We start from the raw sequence: 20268 nt of genomic DNA, 5'->3' as shown, positions 1-20268 counted from the left end.
GGCACCGGCAGCAGGCCCATGGGCTACAGGCTGCGTCAAGCACCGCTTCGGTAAGCACCCACCGGCACCACCCGACATATCTGAACGGCCACCCCGCCGCGTCCGCGCCCGACTGGTTCATCGAAACCGTCCGCTGCTCGTGCATCGCAGGTGACGACAACCCGCACTGACCGCCAACCGGTCAACACCGTTCAGGCCCCGACGCTTTCGTGTTGGGGCCTGAGCCCGGTGTGCCGGGCGGGTAGCGTGCGCGCATGCGTTTCCAGTGGGACTGGCTGCGGGCTGCGGCTCCGGTGCCGTACGTGCCGACCCTCGGCCCCGTCCACCCCGACACCTTCGCCCCCGAACTCTTCTCGGACATCCTCCGCGTCGCCGGGACCGGCGACTTCCTTCCGTACGACAAGGACCAGCGCTGGTCCGAGCGGAAAGATGAGCAGGTGCTGCCGGCCCACATTGGCCACACCAGCGAACGGACGCTGATCCCGACGCTAACCAGCCGCGGGCAGGGTGTACTCAGCATCTACTTGTATGGACCTGGCCTGGAGGATGCGGCCGATCTGGCGGCCAAGCTCGCCTTCGAGCATTCCGCGGCGACAGCTCGTGTGGTGAGCTTCCAGAGCCCCGGCGAACAGCCACCGACGGACGCGGCGGTCACACGTGTCCAGTTGTGTGAGTTCACCCCGGTCGAGCAGCAGCCTCAGGTGCCCGTCCGCGCCGTCGCCGTCCTTCCGCCGGAGGTGCAGGAGACGTTCGAAGCATTCGCGCAGTGTCTGACCGCCGAGGGCTTTGCTTTCCTGCACGCTCAGATGCAGACGGGAAACGTCGGGCCCGTCCTCGCCGTAACCAGCGCGTGTGCGGTAGTGGGAGCGATCGGACCGATGGAGACCATGACCGACTCCGCCGGAGGGTGAAGTTCAGCAAATACACCGGAACCATCCCCGCGTGCGCGGGGCCGACCATCGCGACCCTGCGAGCGTGGTCTTCTCGACGGAACCATCCCCGCGTGCGCGGGGCCGACCGCGTCCGGCCCAAGGGTGCTGTTCTGAAGCAGGAACCATCCCCGCGTGCGCGGGGCCGACCATGACAACCCAGAGAAGGGGCGGATCGGGACGGAACCATCCCCGCGTGCGCGGGGCCGACTTCGCTCATAGCTGCAACTCCCACCTTTCCAAGGAACCATCCCCGCGTGCGCGGGGCCGACCGCGTCCGGTTTAAGGGCGCTGTTCTGAAGCAGGAACCATCCCCGCGTGCGCGGGGCCGACCACCAGCCCCCGACGGGCAGGTGGGCCCGGCCGGGAACCATCCCCGCGTGCGCGGGGCCGACTGGGGGCGGTCACAGCCTTGACACTGCTTCAGGGAACCATCCCCGCGTGCGCGGGGCCGACTTTGCCGGGTTATGCCGATGAGCCCGGTGCCGGGAACCATCCCCGCGTGCGCGGGGCCGACTGGAACTCCCCTGCGTCGACGCCGCGCTGACGGGAACCATCCCCGCGTGCGCGGGGCCGACACTTCACCACCTGCACAGACACCATCAAGTTGGCGATTTCTCATTCACTTCCACTCGGCGGTCCTCAGCAGCGATCCGGTTGATGTCAGTGCAGTTCCCCACGGTGCCGCGAGAACGTGTACAGAAGAGACCCGGTGACACTCGGCCAACCTTTGCGCGACCACGGCTATGCTCCGGAAACCATCGCAGGGATCGCCGCACTCTGGGCGAAGTTCCGCAAGAACGGGGCGGGACTCTCGGCCTGCTGCTGGCCCATCGTCGGCCCCGCGCATACGTCGCCTATCTGCGCCCCGCCAGCCGTCGATCCCGAACCATCCCCGACGCAGCCTTGACAACCGCCGGATCAGCCAGCTCGGTCAGTGCGTGCACCGCCGCGTCCATGCGGTCCGGAGAGTCCATCCCCGGCACCCACGTGACCATCTGCTGTTCCAACTTGGGCCAATCCCCGAGGTGGTGCACGAGCCCCTGCTCGTACAACTGGGCGATCGGCTCAGCCCGGAGCCGCTTGCCCTGCTTGGCGACGACCTCGCGGATATCGGGCATCAACGTGTTGCGGGTCTCCCCCTCGCGCGCCAACGCCTCCCACGCCTGCGTGATGACCTGCCGCGTCATGTCGCCACCGAAATTGCTCTCAACGACGATGGCGTCCGCCCCGAGCTCGACAGCAAGCCGGCACGCCTCCCTGCCCCACGAGTCCGCGCCGCGCTTCCCTGACCGATCGTCAAGGACGTACAGGTGCCCGCGGATGTCCCGCCCTGCGGCGATGATGCCCGTCTCGTCACCGAACGCCGTATCCCCGCCCGCAGGGTCCACCGCGACGACGATCCGTGCCAGATCCACACCTCGGTACGAAGCGGCGCTGATCCGGTTACCTGTGATCCACTCCCACGTCCACACGCCGCCTTCCATCGGCCGCGGCTTCTGCTGGTAGAGGCTCCACCAAACGCGCTCACCCACGCCGCGCCTGATCTTGGCGAGGTCGTCAGCGGTGTACCGCTCCGGCCACAACGAACCCGGCGTCCGCACCCGCGCCGCGGCCGCCCCATCTGCGAATCGAGTGGAGAGCGGCCAGGGAGGCATACGACGCCGTCCGCAAGCAGCGGCGTCGAACGACCTCCGCTTCTACGCACTAGCTGATTCGTGACCGTCTGCGTGGCGCGCTGGAGGATGCCCACCGGCGGGGGCAGGTCGCGAAGAACTGGGCCAAGCTCGTGGAGATACCGGCGGCCCGGCGCGCCCGCCCGTTGCTGTGGACAGATGCCCGGCTTGAGCGATGGAATCACACCGGCAAAGCAGCGAGTCCGGTGATGGTGTGGACACCTGAGCAGCTCGGCCAGTTCCTCGACTGGGCGCAAGAGAACGACCGCCTCTATCCGCTGTGGCACCTGATCGGACTGCGCGGTCTACGCCGCGGGGAAGCATGCGCGCTGCCCTGGTCCGAGGTTGATCTTGATAAGCGGGTCGTCCACATCACCCGCCAAATCGTGGCTGTCGCCTACAAGGTGTACGAGGAAGAACCCAAAGCCGACTCTGTGCGGACGGTCCCTCTGGACGACTTCACCGTGGCGGTGCTGCGGGAGTGGAAAGAGCAGCAGGTCCACCCACCGTCCACCCAAACAAAAAAACGCCCCTACAAAGAGAGGCGTTTTCCCTGGTGGGACTTAGCGGTTTCGATCCGCTGACCTCCTGTTTGTAAGACAGGCGCTCTTCCAGCTGAGCTAAAGTCCCGTGCGCCGGTCTGCTTGCACAGCCGGGCAGAAGGACAGACTACCGAAAAGTTCCGGGCGGATGCGCACCGGTTTCCCGGTGAGGGAGGACACGGGACCCCCGTGGCCTGCGCGGGCGTCGTACGACTTGGGATGATGACCCCGACAGTGATGGCCTCACAGGGCCGGGCGACGGGAGCAACGGGCGTGGCGGGACGATCCGTAGGGAACGCGGCGGGGGGCCTGTTGCTGCCATTGCTGGTCCTCCCCCTCCTGGCACTGTCGTGGGGCGGGGGCGGCGGTTCGACCCGCCCGTGGCGGCGGCGCAATGAATCCGCCCGGCTCGCCGCCCAGCAGGCCCGGGAGGACGCGGCGGACACCTTCCTGGCGCTGGACTCGGCGCAGCGTGATCTGCGGCTGTCCCTGGCCACTGTGCGCGCGGTGGAGGAGCCGGGGACGTACGAGCCGCTGGCCCGGCGTTTCGACGAGCTGGGGCAGGCGGTGGACGCCGCGAGCCTGGCGTACATCAACGAGTCGGACCGGCATCCGCTCGACCCTGAGGTCGAGTTGGAGTCCCGGGAGTACGAGGCGGCGAAGGCAGCCCTGGACGGGTCCCGGGCGGGGCTTGTCCGGGTGAACGCCGAGTTGGACCGGTTCGGGGCTTCGCTGGCTCCGCTGCTGGCCCGTGCGGACGCCGCGCTGGCTCAGGTGCCGCCCGCCGCCGAGCGGTCCCGGCAGGCTGTGGCACAGGCCCGGGGCGCGGTGCGGGCCGCCGAGGCGGCTGGGATGGGCGACGCCCGGCTGTCCGGCCGGCTCGCGGCGCTGGAGGCGCAGCTCGCCGATCTGGACCGGGGTCCGGCGGCGCATGGGGTGGCCGGTTCGCTGCGTCTCGCCGCGGTTGTGGCGCAGGCCGCGCTGCCCTTGTTCGAGGAGGCCGAGCGGTTGCCCCGGCTGCGTCAGGACACCGCGAACCGGCTTTCTTCACTGCGGACCCGGGCCGAGGCGGTCGGGTCCAAGGTCGGGCACGTGGAGCCGGCGCTGAGCGAGTTGCGGCGGGGTTTCGCCGAGTCGGCGTGGGGTGATCTGGAGCGGGTCCCCGACCGGGTGCGCCGGTCACTTGAGGTGGCGAGGGCCCGGATTGACGAGGCGGCCGGGGCGGCGGCCAGGCAGGAGTGGGCGGACGCGGTGAGCCGGCTGGCCACCGCGCGCGCGTCGTTGAACGACGCGGACGAGGCCGTCGCGTCGGTGCAGGACAGGTTGCGGGTGCTGCGCACGGTGTCCGCGGATCCGCAGGCTGAGGTCGAGCGGACCCGGTTCGCGCTGAAGGACGCCCAGCGGTTCGCGCTGGCCGGGCGGTCGGTCGTCGAGCCGTCGTACGCGCAGGAGTTGGACGGTCTGCTGTTCCGCCTGGAGGCGGTTGAGAAGAAACTGGCGGAGCGGCGTCCGGACTGGTGGAAGTTCCTGCGGGAGAACGAGGCGATCCGGCGGGCGGTGGCCGGGGTGGTGCAGCGGATCCGGGAGGACCGGGCGGGTCCTGAGGCCGGTTGATCAGCGGTGGCGCAGGTGGGGGCTTCGGATCCTGAGGCCGGCTGACGGGCGTTTGCGCAGGTGGGGGCTTCGGATCCTGAGGCCGGCTGACGGGCGTTTGCGCAGGTGGGGGCTTCGGATCCTGAGGCCGGCTGACGGGCGTTTGCGCAGGTGGGGGCTTCGGTTTCGGTGGCGGGTGGCGGCGGGCTGTGGAATCGGGCGGGGCCGGGGCGCCGGAAGCGAGTGACGGGCGTCTCCGTAAAAGATTCGGTAGGACCCGTTTTTCCGGTCTGGGCCGTTTAGAGTCTTTCCGACCGCGGTATGACGGTGGGCTCTTCTCCCCTGGGTGACGGGCCGGAAACCCCACACCACGGCCGTCCATGCCGCCTCCGACCGGTTGTTCGACAACGCCGGCCGCGGAACCTCCGGGGATGTCTGGATGTCCTTGCTGTTCGTCATCGTCTTCGCGATCGTCCTCGCCACCGCTGTCACCCGGTTGACGGTGCCGCGGCGTCCGGCCGTCGCCGCCGGACCGGCCGCCGCTCCCCCGCTGTCCGCTCCCTGGCCGCTCGTCCCGGCCCCCCGTGCCGAGGCGCTGCCGCTGCACACCGGCGACATTCAGCACCTGCGCCGGATGATGGCCAGGGCGTACGAAGAGGAGCGGGCCGCGCTGCACCGGGAGGCCGTGCGTTGGCTCGGCTCCCTCGGCCGGGGCCCCATCAGGGTCACCGAGGTGCTGGCCGCACCCGGTGGTCAGGGCTGTGACGAGGTGACCCTCGGCGACAGTACGGTCCTGGGCCTGTCGGCGACCGGCCCGGTCATGCACGAGATCCGGCATGCCCTGGACACGTTCAGCGAAGTCGCGCTGGTCCGGGTGCGGGTGGCCCGGGACGGGTTCGAGCTGACCTTCGATGTGGGCGGCCGGTCGCTGCGGGCCCAAGCCGAACTGTTGACGGTGCGCGGGGCCTGCGTCTAGCCGGCACGGCTTCAGCCCAGCGCGATTATTTGTACGGCCAGCAGTACGCCCAGCGGACTCCCGCCGCTTCAGCGCAGCGCGACCACCCGGTCGAGCGCGTCGATGCGGGTGAGCAGCCAGTCGAGGATGTCCTCGCCCGCCTGGACGCCCTGCGACTCCAGCGCGGTGACGTGCGGGGCGGTCCATCCTGACTCGGCGAGTTCGCCGTGTCCGGGGCGGACGCCCAGGTCCGCGGCCTTGAGCAGTTCGATGTCGAGCAGGGAGTCGCCGGCTGCCAGGACGGTGGAGGCCCCCGTGCGGCGGGCGACCTCGTGGACCGCCGCGCCCTTGGTGAGCACGTCGGGTACGAGGTAGAGCTTGCGTCCTTGGAGCGACACACCCCAGCCGCGTTCGGCGGCCCACGCGGTGGTGTCCTCGACGAATGTGCCGGGCATCGCCGCGCGGTCCACGACCAGGTAGGTGAACAGGTCGTCGGCGACGCGTTGTTTGAGCGCCCAGGGCTGGTCGGCCACGGTGGCCAGGTGGGCCGTCACCTCGTCGAGCGGGGCGGCAGCGGCGGTCAGGAGCAGTAGGACGCTCTCGTGCCAACCCGGGTCGCTGACGCCGTCGACCATGAGGTGTCCGCCGTTGGCGCAGATCGCGTACTCGGGGAACCGCCCCGGCAGACTGATCCGCTGGTACTGCTCGCGGGTCCGGGTCGTGGTGGGGACGAACAGCGCCCGGTCACCGAGCTCGGCCAGCAGTGTGGCCGCCCTGGGTGTCAGGTGGGAGATCTGGGCACCGTCGTACGTTTCGACGCCGTGCACGGGCGGCAGTGCCACACCGTCCGGGAGTCCGAGCCTGGCGGCGGCGCGCGAGTAGACCAGGGTGCGGTCCAGGTCGCAGGCCGCCACGATGGGGCCGTCGGTACTGTGGCTGGTCATTTGTCCCCTTGGTCCTGACCACGGTTGTTGAGCTCGCCTGGGCCCGTGGACGCGGCGGCTGACGCCGCGGGCTCCGGGGCCGCCCGCGTGAACCCCGGTTTCACCAGGCCCACGCAGGTGTAAGGCAGGTCGTCGACTTCGACGACCTCGACCCCGCGCTGCGCGGCGAGCAGCCGTACGTGGTCGAGGGCCGCTCCGGCACCGCGCTTGGCGAGGATCACCCACGGTACGCGGCGCAGCAGGACGCGGGTGGTCTCCCCCACCCCGGGCTTGATCAGGTTGATGTTGTCGATGCCGTATTCGGTGCCGATGCTCTTGACCGCGTCCCAGCCGGCCCACGTGGGGGTGCGGTCGGAGGCGGCCAGGCGCGGGGCGTCCTCGGCGACCTGCGCGGACACCACGGGGAAGCGGGCTGCGACGGTGTCGAGGAACAGTCCGGACACGTCGCCGTCGGCGAGTTCGGCGTAGAACTTGGCGCCGTGGAAGTCGTCGGGGCCGATGAGTCCGTCGTTCAGCACGGTGCGGGAGACCAGGCCGGACACGGTGGAGTTGAGGCAGGCGCTGGGGATGAGGAAGTCGTCGCGGGTGCCGAACGTGGTGACGCAGGAACCCGGGTCGGCGAGGACGGCCAGTCCGGCGTTGAAGCGCAGCCCGTACGTCGTCTCGATCTCGTCGAGGGCCTGGGTCAGTTCGTGGGTGATCGCGCCCTTTCCGGTCCAGCCGTCGACGAACACGATGCGCTGCGGGTCGCCGTATTCGCGGGCCAGCCAGCGCAGTGCGACGGTGTCGATGCCCCGGTCGCGGACGATGGACACGGCGTGGTGCGGGAGTTCCAGGCCGTGGGCGTGCGCGGCCCAGCGGCGCATGAGGATGCCGACGGGTGTGCCCGCGCGGGCCAATGAGACCAGGACTACGTCGCGGCCCCGTTCGGCGAGCACCATTTCGGTGACGACGCCGACGGCGTGGGCGATGCGGTCGGCCGACTCGTCGAGGGCGGTGTGGAACAGCGCCTGGTACTCGGGCGACGGCTGGTACTCGATCGGCAGCGACTCGGCGTAGTTCGCACCGCCCTGGACGGCTTCTTCGCGCTCTTCGAGGGGGGCTTCGAGTTCGACCGCGGAGAGGTCCTTGAGCAGCCAGGTGACCTCGTCGGCGGAGTACGAGGAGAACGCGGGGCCGCGCAGGGGGTCGGGGAGCTTCCCGGTGTCGGTCATGCGTTCACATTCCTTGGTGCGGCTGGGGTTTCCGGTGCGTGCGGGGTTTCCGGTGCGACTGGGGTTTCCGGCACGTGCGGGGTTTCCGGCACGTAGGCGGGGAGGACGACCAGGCCGACCCGGTCGGTGACGCCTGCGAGTACGTCGAGCAGTCCGCCCGGGGCGTGCAGGGCCGGGGTGTCGCCGACGCTGTCCACGACGAGGATGATCTCGTCGAAGCGGCGGGACGGGTCGCCGCCGGGGGCGACGTTGTAGGCGAAGCGGGGTCCAGGACCTTCGGACGGTTCGTCATGGGCCGGGAATTCCAGGCGTGTTCGGATCGCGTAGCCCGGGTCGTCCACGGCCAGCACGGGTGACCGTGTGGTGGTCGAGTAGCGCACCGTGCGGTGGGCTTGGAGATCCTGCGCTCGGAGATCCTGCGCTTCGAGCGCCTGCGCGAGGCGCAGCGGCGCGTACATGAGTTCTTCGAATCCAAGGAAGAGCACGTGTCTACCCTGGGACCAGGCGGCGAGTTGCTTGCCGAGGACGGGCAGTGCCCCGTCCAGGGCCGCCCGGTGCTCCGGGGTGAAGCCGTGCCGGCCGCCGTCGGGAAGGTCCAGCGGCCAGTCGATGTCGATCCGGTCGGCGGTGGCACGGGCTGCCCCGTCGTGCGACGTGGCCGCAGTGGCCGACGTCCCAGCGTCCGACGTTCCGTCAGCTCGCGTTCCAGCGGCCGACGTCCCAGCGTCCGACGTTCCGTCAGCTCGCGTTCCAGCGGCCGGCGTCGCCGCGTCGTAGGCCTCCACCAGCGCCGCCCCGCGGGCCAGGGTGCCGGGCGGCAGGTCCACGGTGCCCACGCCCAACGCGACGGTGTCCACCCGGGTGCCCAGCTCGGCGGCGAAGTCGTCGAGTTCCGCCCGGTCTTCGGCGCTGCGTACGTCGAGCAGCGCGGCGATGACGTACTGCTCGCGCGGGGCCAGGGCGTGCACCGTGCGGATGGTGTTCAGCACTGTGCGCCCGGTGGACAGTTCGTCGTCAACGAGGACCAGCGGTCCTGGGCGCAGGAGCAGATCAGGGTCCGCCGGGAGCAGCAGGTGGGACGTGGCGTGCGAGTGTTCCTCCTCGAAGCCGCCGGCCTGCGCGACACCCGGCACGGGGCGGCGGGTGGAGTGCAGGTAGGTGGCCCCGGGCAGGGCGTCGGCGACGCAGTGGCCGAGGCCCGTGGCGGTTTCGGCGTAGCCGAGGACGAGCGGCGCGGCGTCGGCCCCGATGAGGTCCCGTACGCGGATGCCGAGGTTGTAGCCGGCCTCGTACACGGTCTTCGGGGACTGCGGGATGTGCTTGCCGAGCACGGTGGACACCAGGAGGTGGGCGCGGCGCGGGTTGCGGCGCAGGGCGAGGCCGACGAGGTCGAGGATTCCTTCGCCGCGCGGGATGACACCGAGGCGGTGGGCGACCCAGGTGCCGGCCCAGGGCTCAGCCGCGTCGGTCCGCCCGGACCCGGGCCCGGCAGCACGGGGCCGCTCACCAGGCAGCTTGGACACGTGCGCCGTCATGAGGTCACGCTCGCGGCCAGCAGGTCCACGAAGGTGATGTCTTCACGTGCCACCCCGAAGGCGTCGGCCCGGCGCAGAACCGATTCCGCCCAGGCACGGTGCGGTTTAACCTCGTTCATCTTGTTCGTGTACGACGAGCGCAGCACCCCGCCGCCGTCGCCGATGGCGAGGATGTCGGTGGCGTCGGAGTACTCCTCGTGCGTGACCACGGCCATGGCGTGCACGACGGCGACGTGGCTGGGGTGGATGGCGGTCTTGCCCAGCAGCCCGTTGGCCTTGTCGAGTTCGAGTTCGCGGATGAGGCCGTCGAGGTCGGCGGAGATGAGCCTGTCGCGCAGTTCGACCGCTTCGTCGGGGTCTTCGGCTTCGGCGAAGGGAGTGCGGCGCAGTTGCGGCTTGAACAGCCGTTCGCCCTGGGGGAAGTACTCCCACACGGGGCCTGAGATCACGTGTCCGGTGCCGTCGGCGCGGCCGAGGACGTTGACGATGTCGCCGATGAGGCCGCCGACGAGTTGGACGTCGTACGCGGTGAGGTCACGCGAGCGGCGCAGTGCGTAGGCGGCGGAGAAGTCGGTGGCCCCTATCCGGACGGCGAGGACGCGCTCGCGGTGTCCGGACAGGAGCCCGGCTATGTCGGCCAGGATGCCGTGGCGGCTTTCGCGGTAGGCCAGCGCGGGTGATTCCAGGACCGGCATGGCCAGGAAGTGGTGCCCGGTGCCGCTCGCGGCCTCGGCCAGGGCCTTGAGGTAGAGCGAGCCGTTGTCGGCTTCGAACTTGGGCAGGACGAAGCCGGTGACCACCGCGCCCGCGGCACCGAGCCGGTCGGCGAGGTCGGTGATCTGCTCGGGGTTCCGGACCCGGATGAACAGCAGCGGGCCCGGGGCGCCGGTGGCGTGGTACGCGGTGAGTTGTTCGACGAGGTTCTGTTCGGCCGGTTCGACCTCGCGGTCGTCGATGGCGTCCTCAAGGCACAGCACCATGGAGGTCACGCCCCTGGCCGCCTGCTTGGTGATGTCGGCGACCAGCGTGGTGCGGGTGGCGGGGCTGTAGAGCGTGGCCCCGAGTGCCGCGGCGAGCCGCTGGGGGGCACTGTCCCGGCCGAAGGGCTGCGGCGGCCGGTGGAAGAGCCGGTCCCGTTCCTCTTCGTCGAGGAAGGCGAAGTGGCGTATCAAATCCGGTCCCCCTGGTCTTTTAAAAGGCCTGCCTACGGTAACCGAAAATGGCAGATTCGGAGCCTTGTCGCCCGGTTGTCTGACAGAACTGACAGAACAGTTCATCAGCTCGTCATCCGTGCGAAACGCCATGATCGCGACCAGGTCGCCACCCGCATTGAGTCGGGGGGCCGGGGGCGGGCAGGATGGGTCGTATGACGCAGGTTCTGACCAAGGGCGCCAACACCGCGCTGACCGCTGGATCCGTGCGCGTGGTCCTGGAATGGCAGCCAGGTCCGGGCGTGCCCGACATGGATGCTTCCGCGCTTCTTCTGGGTGCCTCGGGCAAAGTCCGCGGGGACCAGGACTTCGTGTTCTACAACCAGCCCAGGCACCCGGACGGCGCGGTCGCGCACCTGGGGAAGAGCACCGCGACGCTGGCTTCCGACACGATCCGGGTGGACGTCCGCGCGCTTTCGGGCGATGTGGACCGGGTCGTCGTCGCGGCTTCGGCCTATGCAGGGACGATCGGCGGCGTACGGGGTCTCATCCTGCGTCTGTTCGACGACACGTCGGGCGCCGAGGTCCTGAACTTCCCGATCACCGGTGCGACGGTCGAGACCGCATTTGTGTTCGGCGAGGTCTACCGCCGGGCCGGGCAGTGGAAGTTCCGCGCGGTCGGGCAGGGGTACGACTCGGGTCTGGCCGGGCTGGCCACCGACTACGGCATCTCGGTGGACGACGAACCGGCTGCGGCACCGGTTGCGGCACCGCCCGGCTCCCAGCCGCCGGTCTTCCAGCCACCTGCGGCACCGCCCGCCTTCACAACCCCCGCACCCGCCGGGCGGCCCGCCGCCCCACCGGCCCCTCCTGCCGCGCCACGACAGGCGCCGCCGACCTTCCAGCCGCCGGTACCCGGGCCGACGGCGATCCTGCCTCCCGGGTCGTACGACACTCCCCCGCCGCCGGGACCCCACGGGGCTCCCCCTGCCGCGCCCGCGTTCAACCCGGGTCAGCAGTCGGGGTCCGCACCCCACGGCACCATGCCGATCCCACCACCCCCTGGCCGGACCGGTGGACCCGGCTACGGAGGCGTCCAGGCCGGCCCGGGCCAGCCGCCGCCCGGTGTCCTCCCGCAGACCCCGACCCACGGCTTCCCGCCGCCCCCGCCTGGCCCCATGGGGCACACCGGACCGCCGCAGGGCTTCCCGCAGCAAGGAGCACCCCAGCAGCACGCCCCGTCAGGCACCCCCGGCCGCGACTCCGGCGGCCCGTTCCAGGCCCCGCCCGGCGTCATGCACATGCCGCAGGGCGGCCCGCAGCAGGCCCAGGGCGGGGGGACGCCGCACTCAGGCGACTTCCCCCCGCCTCCGCCCGGTTCGGGGCCGCCACAGGGCCCGCAGATCACCGGACACGGCAACCCCGACGGAAACCCGTTCGGCGGCCCCAGGCTGCCGCCGCCGCCGCGCCGCTGACCCCACCGCCGACCCGCCGCCGACCCGCCGCCGCGCCGCTGACCCCGCCACCACCTCATCCGCCGGCTCCTCCCGTGACCTCACCAGCGGGTCGGGGCGCACCCCGTTCCGGCTTCGCTCCGTGCCGGGCGCGCACTGACCCGCGCCCCGCCGACCACCGCCCACCTGCGCTGCTTCACCCATACGCGCCACAGGCGGAACGCAACCTTCCATTCCCACCTTTCGTTGGTCCGGCCGTATGACCAGTCGTACGACCTTGGAGGGAACACCGTGGATCAGGGCAGCACGCGGGGGGCCGGCGCGGCAGCGACCGGAGACGTGCCGGAGCCGACGCCGACGCCGAAGCAACACCGGGCACTGTTACCCCGGGTGCTGATGCCCGCCCGCAGTGCCGCCCGGGCGGCCGGGTCCGAGCCTCTGTCGGCCGAGGTCTTCAGCCGGGCGGTCATGTCCGGCCCGGTCGAGTGGGAGCGCACCGTGCCGCGCCGCCTGGTGCACCGGGCCGCGGTAAGCGAGGTCCTGCTGACCGGGGCGGCCCGCACCGGCCTGGACGCCTTCGACGTGGCCGTGCAGTGGCCGCGCGGCCACGCGTTCCACCGCCCCGACGCGCAGGGGCTGCACGACCCGCTGCTGATCCTGGAGACCGTCCGGCAGGCGGGCATCTACCTCGCCCACACCCACTACGACATCCCGGTGGGCGACTCCTTCTCGATGTCCGACATCAGCCACGAGATCACCGACCAGGGCGCGGAGCCCCGGGCCCGTACCGCGCCGAGCCCCGTCCGGTGCCACGTGACCGTCACCAACCTGCGGCGCACCCGTGGTGTGGTGGCGGGACTGCGGGTCAACCTGGAGTTCACCGCCGCGGGGCGCACGTTCGCCCGGGGCAGCGGGGCGCTGCGCAGCATCTCTCCGCCGCAGTACGAAGCCCTGGTCAAACGCCGCCGGATCGCCGCCGCGCCGGTGGGCGGTGGGGGGCCGGCCGCGCCGGCGCCGGAGCGGGTGGGGCGCGTCGGGGCCCGCGACGTGGTTGCCGTCCCGTGCCCCGACGGTGCGTATTCCCTCGTCTGCTCCGATCCGTACCATCCCGTCTTCTTCGAGCACCCGCTGGACCACCTGCCCGGCATGCTGCTGGTGGAGGCCGCCCGGCAGGCGGTCGTCCTGCGGGACTGCACCCCGGGGGTCCGGCTGCTTTCGAGCGAACTCCTGCCGCAGCGTTACACCGAGCTGGCGCCGACACCCCGGCTGACCGTCCGCCCCACCGGTGGGGACGGGGCATACGAGTTCGCCGTCGAACAGGACGGCACGCTGACCGCGACCGGCCGGCTCCGCGTCGGCGCGGCCCCGGTTGACGAAGCCGCGGCCGCCCCGCCGGGGAGCGACGGTCGCGCTTCCACCGGCGGCCCGGACTCCACACCCACCCACAAGACGGAGAAGCAATGACCCGTCGTCAGGCGGCAGCCATCAAACCGATGTTCCCCACCCAGGTGGCCGGCCCGCGGAGACTCATCCCGCACGTCCCGCGCGCGGTGACCGGTCTCGCCGATGCCGTCCGCGGGGAGGTGATCACTCCTGACCATCCGGCATACGACGAACGCCGCGCGGTCTGGAACGCGATGCACGACCGGCATCCGGCGGCGGTGATCCGCTGCCGGGACACCGCCGACGTGGTCCAGGTCGTCCGGCACGCCGCCCGTACGGGGCTGCCGCTGGCGGTGCGCGGCGGCGGGCACTCGGTGGCCGGGCACTCCACCTGCGACGGCGGCGTGGTGTGCGACCTGGGCGCGCTGCGTGCCGTCACCGTCGACCCGGTGCGGCGCATCGCCCGGGTGCAGGGCGGCGCCCTGTGGGGTGACGTGGACGCGGCCACCCAGGAACACGGTCTGGCGGTCCCCGGCGGTGTGGTCACGCATACCGGTGTGGCCGGGCTGACTCTGGGCGGCGGCATCGGCTGGCTGTCCCGCTCGTACGGCTTGACCTGCGACAACCTGGTCTCCGCCGAGCTGGTGACCGCTGCCGGCACTGTCCTTGAGGTGACTGCCGGGAGCGAACCGGAACTGCTGTGGGGCCTGCGCGGCGGGGGCGGCAACTTCGGCGTCGTGACCCGTTTCGACTTCCGGCTGCACCCGGTCGGCCCGCTGGTCCTGGCGGGGCCGGTCTTCTACCCGGGCGGCCGGGCGGCCGAAGTGCTGCGGATGTACCGGTCGTTCACCGCCGGCCTGCCGGACACCGTGGCCACGGTCCTCACGCTGCTGACCGCTCCGTCGCCGCCGGCCCTTCCGGCCGAGTTCCACGGCCGCCCGGCCGTCGCGGTCGCGGTGACCGCCGACGTCGCGGACCAGGCCCTGCTCGAACCGCTGCGGCGCGGGCCCGTGCCGCCGCTGGCCGACGGGATCGCACCGCGGCCGTACGTCCAGGCGCAGGCGCAGGCGGACGCGTTCTGGCCGCACGGCGACTATGACTACTTCTCCGGTTGCTACCTGCGCACGCTGGACGACGACGCACTGTCCGAGGCCCTCGTCCAGGCGCACGCGCAGATGCCTGGCCCGTACTGCCAGGTGCAGATCCACCAGCTCGGCGGGGGCGTCGCACGGGCGGACGGGCAGGGTGCCGCCTTCACCGGGCGCGACGCCCCGTGGATGTTCACCGCGGCCGCCCGCTGGCCCGACGTCAAGCACACCGGTGCGCACCTGCACTGGGCGCGCAGCGCGCGGGCCGCCGTGGAGCCGTGGTCCACCGGGCACGGCTACGTGAACTTCCTCCCCGAGTCGGGGCGGGTCCAGGACGCGTACGACGACGACCGGCTGCGGCGGTTGACCCTGCTGAAGGACCGGTTCGACCCGGCGAACCTGTTCCGGCTCAACCAGAACATCCGGCCCTCCACCGGCTGATCAACCCAACTCAGCCCCACCCGGTCCCGCACAGCCCCGCACAGCCCCACCCGGTCCCGTTCAGTCCCACTCGCCGCCGCAGGTGACCCCCCAGGAGGTGATCGACACCGGGACCGGGGCCCCCATGCTCGCGATCCGTTCGCACATCCGGCGGGCCCGGCGCAGCACCAGTGTCGGCGGCCGGGTCGGTTCCATACCGGTGATCAGCAGCATCCACAGGTCGTCGACCCGGTCTTCTATGTCGCTGCGGCCGGTCAGCGTGTTGGACACGTACTGGATGCCGTAGAACGCGGCGACGGCCGCGTTGCCGAGCCCTTCGGGAGATACGGACGTACGGATGTCCCCTACGGCCTGGGCCTGGCTGAACAGCCGGGACATCACCGCGGCCCAGCCGCTGAACGGCTTGGGCAGGTCGACGGGCACGGCGTAACGCTCGCTGGACAGGCGCACGCCGGCCCGCACGATCGGCGCGTCCCGGAACTCCCTGGCCACCGCGATGGTGATCGCCGCCGCGGTCTCCAGGGCCGGTTCGCCCAGTGCTTCGTACCGGGCGATCAACGGGGGCCAGTGCCCGTAGTGCCGTCGTACGATCTCTACCGCGATCGCTTCCTTGCTCCCGTAGTGGAAGTAGAGGGAGTTCCCGTCGACCTGCGCGAGAGCCATGATTTCGCTCAGGCTTGTGGCCGCATAGCCGTGTTCGTCGAACGCCGACGCGGCGGCCCGGACGATCTCCTCCCGGGCCCGTTCGCTTCGCCCCTGCATGGCCCGCTCGTCTTTGAGTAACCGATAAAGCACGCTGTGTAATCTAGTGTGGCAACCGGGCGGTGGAAACGCGTTTACCGGTAACTCCCCGGCATCTGTGGCGTTTGTCGCCTTTTTTTCGGAGATCCCACCGGCCGGTGTCGCATCGGGACCGGTCCGGGAACGCCGGCCCGCCGCTTCCGCCCGGTCCGGGCCGTCGCTTTGGCCCCGCCCGGCCCCTCACTTCCAGCCGCGGGCCCACATCAGCCCCCAGTTGTACTGCCGGTCGAGTTCGGCCTGGAACCCGTCGACGTAGTTGACCTCCCGACGGACCGTCACATCCCGGCCGTGGTTCTCCAGGAGCGCCACCGCACAGGTGCGGGCGTGGGCCGCCTTCTCGTCCAGGCGCACTTCGATGGGCACGCCGGCGTTGGGGAACAGGGTCACCACGCCGTTGGCGCGGTCGAAGGCCGGGATCCCCTCGTAGATGTAGACGAAGATCAGCAGTCGGCGGATCTCCGCGACGTGGTCGAGGTTGATGAACATCGTCTCGCCCGAGGCCGACCCCGAGCGGTCGTCGGTGTCGAGCCGGACGTACGGCGCCCGGTTGAAGTCGCCGAACAGGGTCCCCAGCGCCTGCACCGACCCCTTGGAGCCGTCCGAGAGCTCCCACAGGCAGCCCAGGTCCAGGTCGATCTTCTGGGGCAGCGGCGGGCCCTGTACGGGCACCGGGCGGAAGAGCCCGCCCGCGCGCGGCCTGGTCGGCAGGTCCTCGACCTGCTGGTTCCAGTGCAGGTTGACGCGCAGTGAGCCGGAGGCCGTGCCGAGCCTGCCGAGGGAGACCTCGGGGACCGTACGGGTCAGGGCTACTTTGTGGCCGCTGGGCTCCGGATCGCCCGAGCCGATGGCGCCGCGCAGACGGTTGAACATAGGCATGGTGGAAGCCTCCCGAGCACCCGGGGGTGCGCCGACGGGTCGCCGGACCGTCCCCGGAATTGAAAATACCGGTGTCACCTCGAAGATTTCACTCTTCGAGGTGACACCGGTACCGGATGTCAGTGCGGCGTACGGCGTTCGTGCCGTGCCAGGCGGAAGGTCAGACCTTCGCCTCCGCCGGCACTTCCGTGTCTTCCTTCACCCCTCCCGGGGTGTGGCCGATCCGGCGGTTGCGGATCACCGACGAGGCGAACGACGCGCCGATCAGGACGATGCCGATCATGCCGGTGATGACCTCGTTGACGTGCGTGCCGATGGTGAACAACAGCACCGCGGCGAGCGCGCCGATCGCGTAGTGCGCGCCGTGCTCCAGGTAGATGTAGTCGTCCAGGGTGCCCTTGCGGACCAGGTAGACGGTCAGCGACCGGACGTACATGGCACCGATGCCGAGGCCGAGCGCCATCTCGAAGATGTCGTTGGTGATGGCGAACGCGCCGATGACACCGTCGAAGGAGAAGGACGCGTCGAGCACTTCGAGGTACAGGAACAGGAAGAAGGCGGCCTTGCCGGCCAGCGCGACGACCGTGGGCCTCTTGCCGCCTGTGGCCGCGACCTCCTCGCCGGCAGCCTCCAGGTCCTCGTCGAGTTTGTTCTCGAAGTGCCCGGACAGGCCGTTGACGATCAGGTAGGTGATCAGGCCGAGCAGACCGGAGATGAGGACCGTGGCCGTCTTGTCCACGGTGCCGCCCTCGTGGACGAGGGCGTTCGCACCCGCCGTCATCGCGGTGACGAGCAGGGCCGCCAGGGCGACCAGGACGGACAGCATGTCGAGCTTGCCGAGCTTCGCCAGCGGCTTCTCCAGCCACGCGAGCCACTTGTGCTCACGCTCCTCGAAGATGAAGTCGAGGAAGATCATCAACAGGAAGACACCACCGAACGCGGCGATCGACGGGTGCGCGTCGGTGACCAGTTCCTCGTAGCGGTCCTTGTTGTTGATCGCCAGGTCGATGGCCTCGATCGGCCCCATCTTGGCGGTGATGCCGACGATGACAAGCGGGAAGACGAGCCGCATGCCGAACACGGCGATGAGGACACCGATGGTCAGGAAGATCTTCTGCCAGAAGGCGTTCATCTTCGACAGCACGCTGGCGTTCACCACTGCGTTGTCGAAGGAGAGCGAGATCTCCAGCACCGACAGGATCGCGACGACCGCGAAACCCTTCCACCCCCAGAGGAGGAAGGCGCCAGCCAGGCCGACCACGGTCACACCGAATGACCAGCCGAATGTTCGGAGTAGCACGGTTCAGATCCTTTTCTAGCCGAGGGACGCATCAGGACGGGCAAGAACAGGGTGTCCGGACCTGGCGGATGCGGCACAGGCCCCCGGATACGGTTCAGGGCCGGTCACACGTGTGACCAGCCCTTCCGGGTCGCTACTGGACGCTGACGCCGAAGTCCAGAGCGATACCGCGCAGACCTGAGGCGTACCCCTGGCCGACCGCGCGGAACTTCCATTCCCCCTGGTACCGGTAAAGCTCTCCAAAAATCATAGCCGTCTCACTTGACGCGTCTTCAGTCAGGTCATAGCGAGCGAGTTCATTCCCGTCCGCCTGATTGACGATCCGGATGTACGCGTTGCGGACCTGCCCGAACGTCTGACCGCGGGTCTCCGCCTCATAGATCGAGACCGGGAAGACGACCTTTTCGACCTCCTCGGGGATCGCGGTGAGTTCGACGATCAGTTCCTCGTCGTCCCCCTCACCTTCGCCGGTGAGGTTGTCACCGGTGTGCTCCACCGAACCGTCGGGGCTCTTGAGGTTGTTGTAGAAGACGAAGTACTCGTCCCCGAGCACCTTGCCCGCGCTGTTGCACAACAGCGCGCTGGCGTCCAGGTCGAACGCGGCCCCGGTCGTGGCACGCGCGTCCCAACCCAGGCCGACCAGCACCTTGGTCAGGTTCGGCGCCGCCTTGGTGAGCGAGACGTTGCCGCCTTTGGCGAGGGTGACCCCCATCGTTCCTCCAGCTCATCTGGCGCCTGCCACCGACTGTGCGGGGCGGGCGCTGCTGTGATTTACCGGGCTGCGCCCTCAGCGGCTGACGCCGCAGGGCCAAACCTAACCGCGCGGGTTCCGCAGCGTCAGGCCATATGTCACATACGGGTCCCCGTGACGCAGAACGCCCGCCGCCCGCACGGAGCGGACGGCGGGCGACTGACTGACTGGAGACCATGCAACGCGGAGGGCAGCGGATCAGACGCTGACGCCGAAGTCCTGAGCGATCCCGCGCAGGCCGGAGGCGTAGCCCTGGCCGACCGCGCGGAACTTCCACTCGCCGCCGTGCCGGTACAGCTCGCCGAACACCATCGCGGTCTCCGTGGAGGAGTCCTCGGTGAGGTCGTAACGGGCGATCTCCGCGGAGTTGGACTGGTTCACGACGCGGATGTACGCGTTGCGGACCTGACCGAACGACTGCTGACGGCCTTCGGCCTCGTAGATCGAGACCGGGAAGACGATGCGGTCGATCTCGGCCGGCACCGCCGCCAGGTTGACCTTGATGGCCTCGTCGTCGCCTTCACCCTCGCCGGTGAGGTTGTCACCGGTGTGCTCCACCGAACCGTCGGGGCTCTTGAGGTTGTTGAAGAAGACGAAGTGGCTGTCCGAGACGACCTTGCCCGCCGCGCTGAGCAGCAGGGCGCTGGCGTCCAGGTCGAAGTCCGTGCCGGTGGTCGTACGGGCGTCCCAGCCCAGGCCGACAAGGATGGCGGTCAGACCTGGGGCCTCCTTCGAGAGGGAGACGTTTCCACCCTTGCTCAGGCTGACACCCACGAGTCCTCCAAAACGTTTGTGGAGCGGCTGCGTTCTGCACGCGCGCTCCGGAAATGATCCTGGGAAGTGGTCCGCCGGTTTCGACGGACCGCCCAGCGGGTTCAACGTGCCGATCGTATCCCCGGGTTCCCGAGGCGGCCCATCGGATCCACCGGACTTGCCGCCGCGCTCACCGGGGGACGACCGCCGGAGCCCCGCATCCCGGCAAAAGCTTCAGAGTGCGCCGAGCGCCTTCAGGTATTCCTGCTGGTCGCGCGCGTCGGGGAGACCGTTGACGATGCTCCAGCGGACAACGCCCTCCTTGTCGATGACGAAGGTCGCCCGTACAGCACAACCCTTGCCCTCATCGAAGACGCCGTATGCCTGCGCGGTCGCACCGTGCGGCCAGAAGTCGGACAGGAGGGGGTACTCCAGGCCCTGCTGCTCGGCGAAGACGCGGAGCGAGAAGGGGGAGTCGCAGGACGCGGCGAGGAGCTGCACGTCGTCGTTCTGGTACTGCGGGAGCTCGTCGCGCAGTGCGCACAGCTCGCCGGTGCACACGCCGGTGAAGGCGAACGGGTAGAAGACCAGGACGACGTTCTTGCTGCCCCGGAAGTCGGAGAGCCTGACAAGCTCGCCGTGCTGGTTCTTGAGCTCGAAGTCGGGGGCGACGGTGCCGGTCTCGACAGCCATGGCGCGGTCCTCTCGTGGAATGCCGGAAGGAAAACTCCGGCCGACCGTACCGCCCGCCACGGGGACACGGTCGGCCGGAGTCGGTCCTGGGAAAGCCACAGGAGGTCCGGACCGGGCTCACGACGCCCGGTCAGGACCTCCTGCGACCCCGCACTGCTTCACCTGGTGACGCCGGTCGCCGTCCGTCTG

16 protein-coding genes, 1 tRNA gene, 1 pseudogene and 1 CRISPR repeat array are annotated in these 20268 nt (G+C 70.2%); of the genes and pseudogenes, 7 read left to right on the top strand and 11 right to left on the bottom strand.

Going from position 1 to position 20268, the window contains the following annotated elements:
- Positions 1-254: 254 nt before the first annotated feature.
- Positions 255-911, top strand: a complete 657-nt coding sequence (locus AC0Z36_RS04960; RefSeq protein WP_485461431.1) for a GNAT family N-acetyltransferase — start codon at positions 255-257, stop codon at positions 909-911.
- A 17-nt stretch (positions 912-928) separates the two neighbouring features.
- Positions 929-1507: direct repeats of the CRISPR family, unit length 29 nt; unit sequence GGAACCATCCCCGCGTGCGCGGGGCCGAC.
- Between the two features lie 279 nt (positions 1508-1786).
- On the opposite strand, the gene AC0Z36_RS04955 is transcribed toward AC0Z36_RS04960, so the two are convergent.
- Complete coding sequence (locus AC0Z36_RS04955) at positions 1787-2587, bottom strand: phage terminase large subunit family protein (RefSeq protein ID WP_485461430.1); 801 nt, start codon at positions 2585-2587, stop codon at positions 1787-1789.
- Between the two features lie 131 nt (positions 2588-2718).
- Between AC0Z36_RS04955 and AC0Z36_RS04950 the strand changes: the two genes are divergently transcribed.
- Positions 2719-3189 carry a site-specific integrase gene (locus tag AC0Z36_RS04950; protein ID WP_485461429.1) on the top strand — a complete coding sequence of 157 codons (471 nt, stop codon included), beginning with the start codon at positions 2719-2721 and terminating at the stop codon, positions 3187-3189.
- Here AC0Z36_RS04950 and AC0Z36_RS04945 read toward each other — a convergent pair.
- A tRNA-Val gene (locus AC0Z36_RS04945) sits at positions 3160-3235 on the bottom strand. The two genes, AC0Z36_RS04950 and AC0Z36_RS04945, sit on opposite strands and share 30 nt — an antisense overlap.
- A 185-nt stretch (positions 3236-3420) precedes the next feature.
- Here AC0Z36_RS04945 and AC0Z36_RS04940 point away from each other — a divergent pair.
- Together AC0Z36_RS04940 and AC0Z36_RS04935 are read left to right on the top strand one after the other, a co-directional pair.
- On the top strand, positions 3421-4761 hold the full coding sequence (locus AC0Z36_RS04940) for a hypothetical protein (protein ID WP_485461428.1): 1341 nt from the start codon (positions 3421-3423) through the stop codon (positions 4759-4761).
- 418 nt (positions 4762-5179) lie between these two features.
- Positions 5180-5716 (top strand): hypothetical protein, encoded by a 537-nt coding sequence (locus AC0Z36_RS04935; protein WP_485461427.1) that lies wholly within the window; start codon positions 5180-5182, stop codon positions 5714-5716.
- Between the two features lie 68 nt (positions 5717-5784).
- Here the strand turns inward: AC0Z36_RS04935 and AC0Z36_RS04930 are convergent, their stop codons facing one another.
- The 3 genes and pseudogenes from AC0Z36_RS04930 to AC0Z36_RS04920 all read right to left on the bottom strand — a co-directional run bounded on the left by AC0Z36_RS04930 (position 5785) and on the right by AC0Z36_RS04920 (position 10557).
- Complete coding sequence (locus AC0Z36_RS04930) at positions 5785-6639, bottom strand: HAD family hydrolase (protein ID WP_485461426.1); 855 nt, start codon at positions 6637-6639, stop codon at positions 5785-5787.
- A pseudogene (locus tag AC0Z36_RS04925) lies at positions 6636-9388 on the bottom strand (phosphoribosyltransferase). Before AC0Z36_RS04925 ends, AC0Z36_RS04930 begins: the two are co-directional and overlap by 4 nt.
- The gene (locus AC0Z36_RS04920; RefSeq protein ID WP_485461472.1) at positions 9385-10557 is read right to left on the bottom strand and encodes an HpcH/HpaI aldolase/citrate lyase family protein; all 1173 of its coding nucleotides are present in this window, start codon (positions 10555-10557) and stop codon (positions 9385-9387) included. Before AC0Z36_RS04920 ends, AC0Z36_RS04925 begins: the two are co-directional and overlap by 4 nt.
- A 197-nt stretch (positions 10558-10754) precedes the next feature.
- On the opposite strand from AC0Z36_RS04920, the gene AC0Z36_RS04915 reads away from it, so the two are divergent.
- From AC0Z36_RS04915 to AC0Z36_RS04905, 3 genes are all read left to right on the top strand, one after another.
- A complete protein-coding gene (locus AC0Z36_RS04915; protein ID WP_485461425.1) occupies positions 10755-12014 on the top strand; it encodes a TerD family protein in 1260 nt (419 codons plus the stop codon).
- Positions 12015-12389: 375 nt separating this feature from the next.
- Positions 12390-13457: a ScbA/BarX family gamma-butyrolactone biosynthesis protein gene (locus AC0Z36_RS04910; protein WP_485461424.1), complete on the top strand. Its 1068-nt coding sequence runs from the start codon at positions 12390-12392 to the stop codon at positions 13455-13457.
- Positions 13454-14905 carry an FAD-binding oxidoreductase gene (locus tag AC0Z36_RS04905; RefSeq protein WP_485461423.1) on the top strand — a complete coding sequence of 484 codons (1452 nt, stop codon included), beginning with the start codon at positions 13454-13456 and terminating at the stop codon, positions 14903-14905. The genes AC0Z36_RS04910 and AC0Z36_RS04905 overlap by 4 nt, the downstream gene beginning before the upstream one ends.
- Positions 14906-14965: 60 nt before the next feature.
- On the opposite strand, the gene AC0Z36_RS04900 is transcribed toward AC0Z36_RS04905, so the two are convergent.
- The 6 genes from AC0Z36_RS04900 to AC0Z36_RS04875 form a co-directional block, all read right to left on the bottom strand.
- A complete protein-coding gene (locus AC0Z36_RS04900) occupies positions 14966-15700 on the bottom strand; it encodes a ScbR family autoregulator-binding transcription factor (RefSeq protein WP_485461422.1) in 735 nt (244 codons plus the stop codon).
- A gap of 186 nt (positions 15701-15886) precedes the next feature.
- The gene (locus AC0Z36_RS04895) at positions 15887-16582 is read right to left on the bottom strand and encodes a Tellurium resistance (protein ID WP_485461421.1); all 696 of its coding nucleotides are present in this window, start codon (positions 16580-16582) and stop codon (positions 15887-15889) included.
- Between the two features lie 160 nt (positions 16583-16742).
- Entirely contained in the window at positions 16743-17882 is a 1140-nt protein-coding gene (locus tag AC0Z36_RS04890; protein ID WP_485461420.1) for a DUF475 domain-containing protein, read from the bottom strand.
- A gap of 133 nt (positions 17883-18015) precedes the next feature.
- Positions 18016-18594, bottom strand: coding sequence for a TerD family protein (locus AC0Z36_RS04885; protein ID WP_485461419.1), 579 nt, complete (start codon positions 18592-18594; stop codon positions 18016-18018).
- 237 nt (positions 18595-18831) lie between these two features.
- Positions 18832-19407 carry a TerD family protein gene (locus tag AC0Z36_RS04880; protein ID WP_485461418.1) on the bottom strand — a complete coding sequence of 192 codons (576 nt, stop codon included), beginning with the start codon at positions 19405-19407 and terminating at the stop codon, positions 18832-18834.
- A gap of 213 nt (positions 19408-19620) precedes the next feature.
- On the bottom strand, positions 19621-20079 hold the full coding sequence (locus tag AC0Z36_RS04875; protein WP_485461417.1) for a peroxiredoxin: 459 nt from the start codon (positions 20077-20079) through the stop codon (positions 19621-19623).
- Positions 20080-20268 lie beyond the last annotated feature (189 nt).

Source organism: Kitasatospora sp. UYEF31, from assembly GCF_057291755.1.
This window is presented reverse-complemented; position numbering and strand designations above follow the sequence as displayed.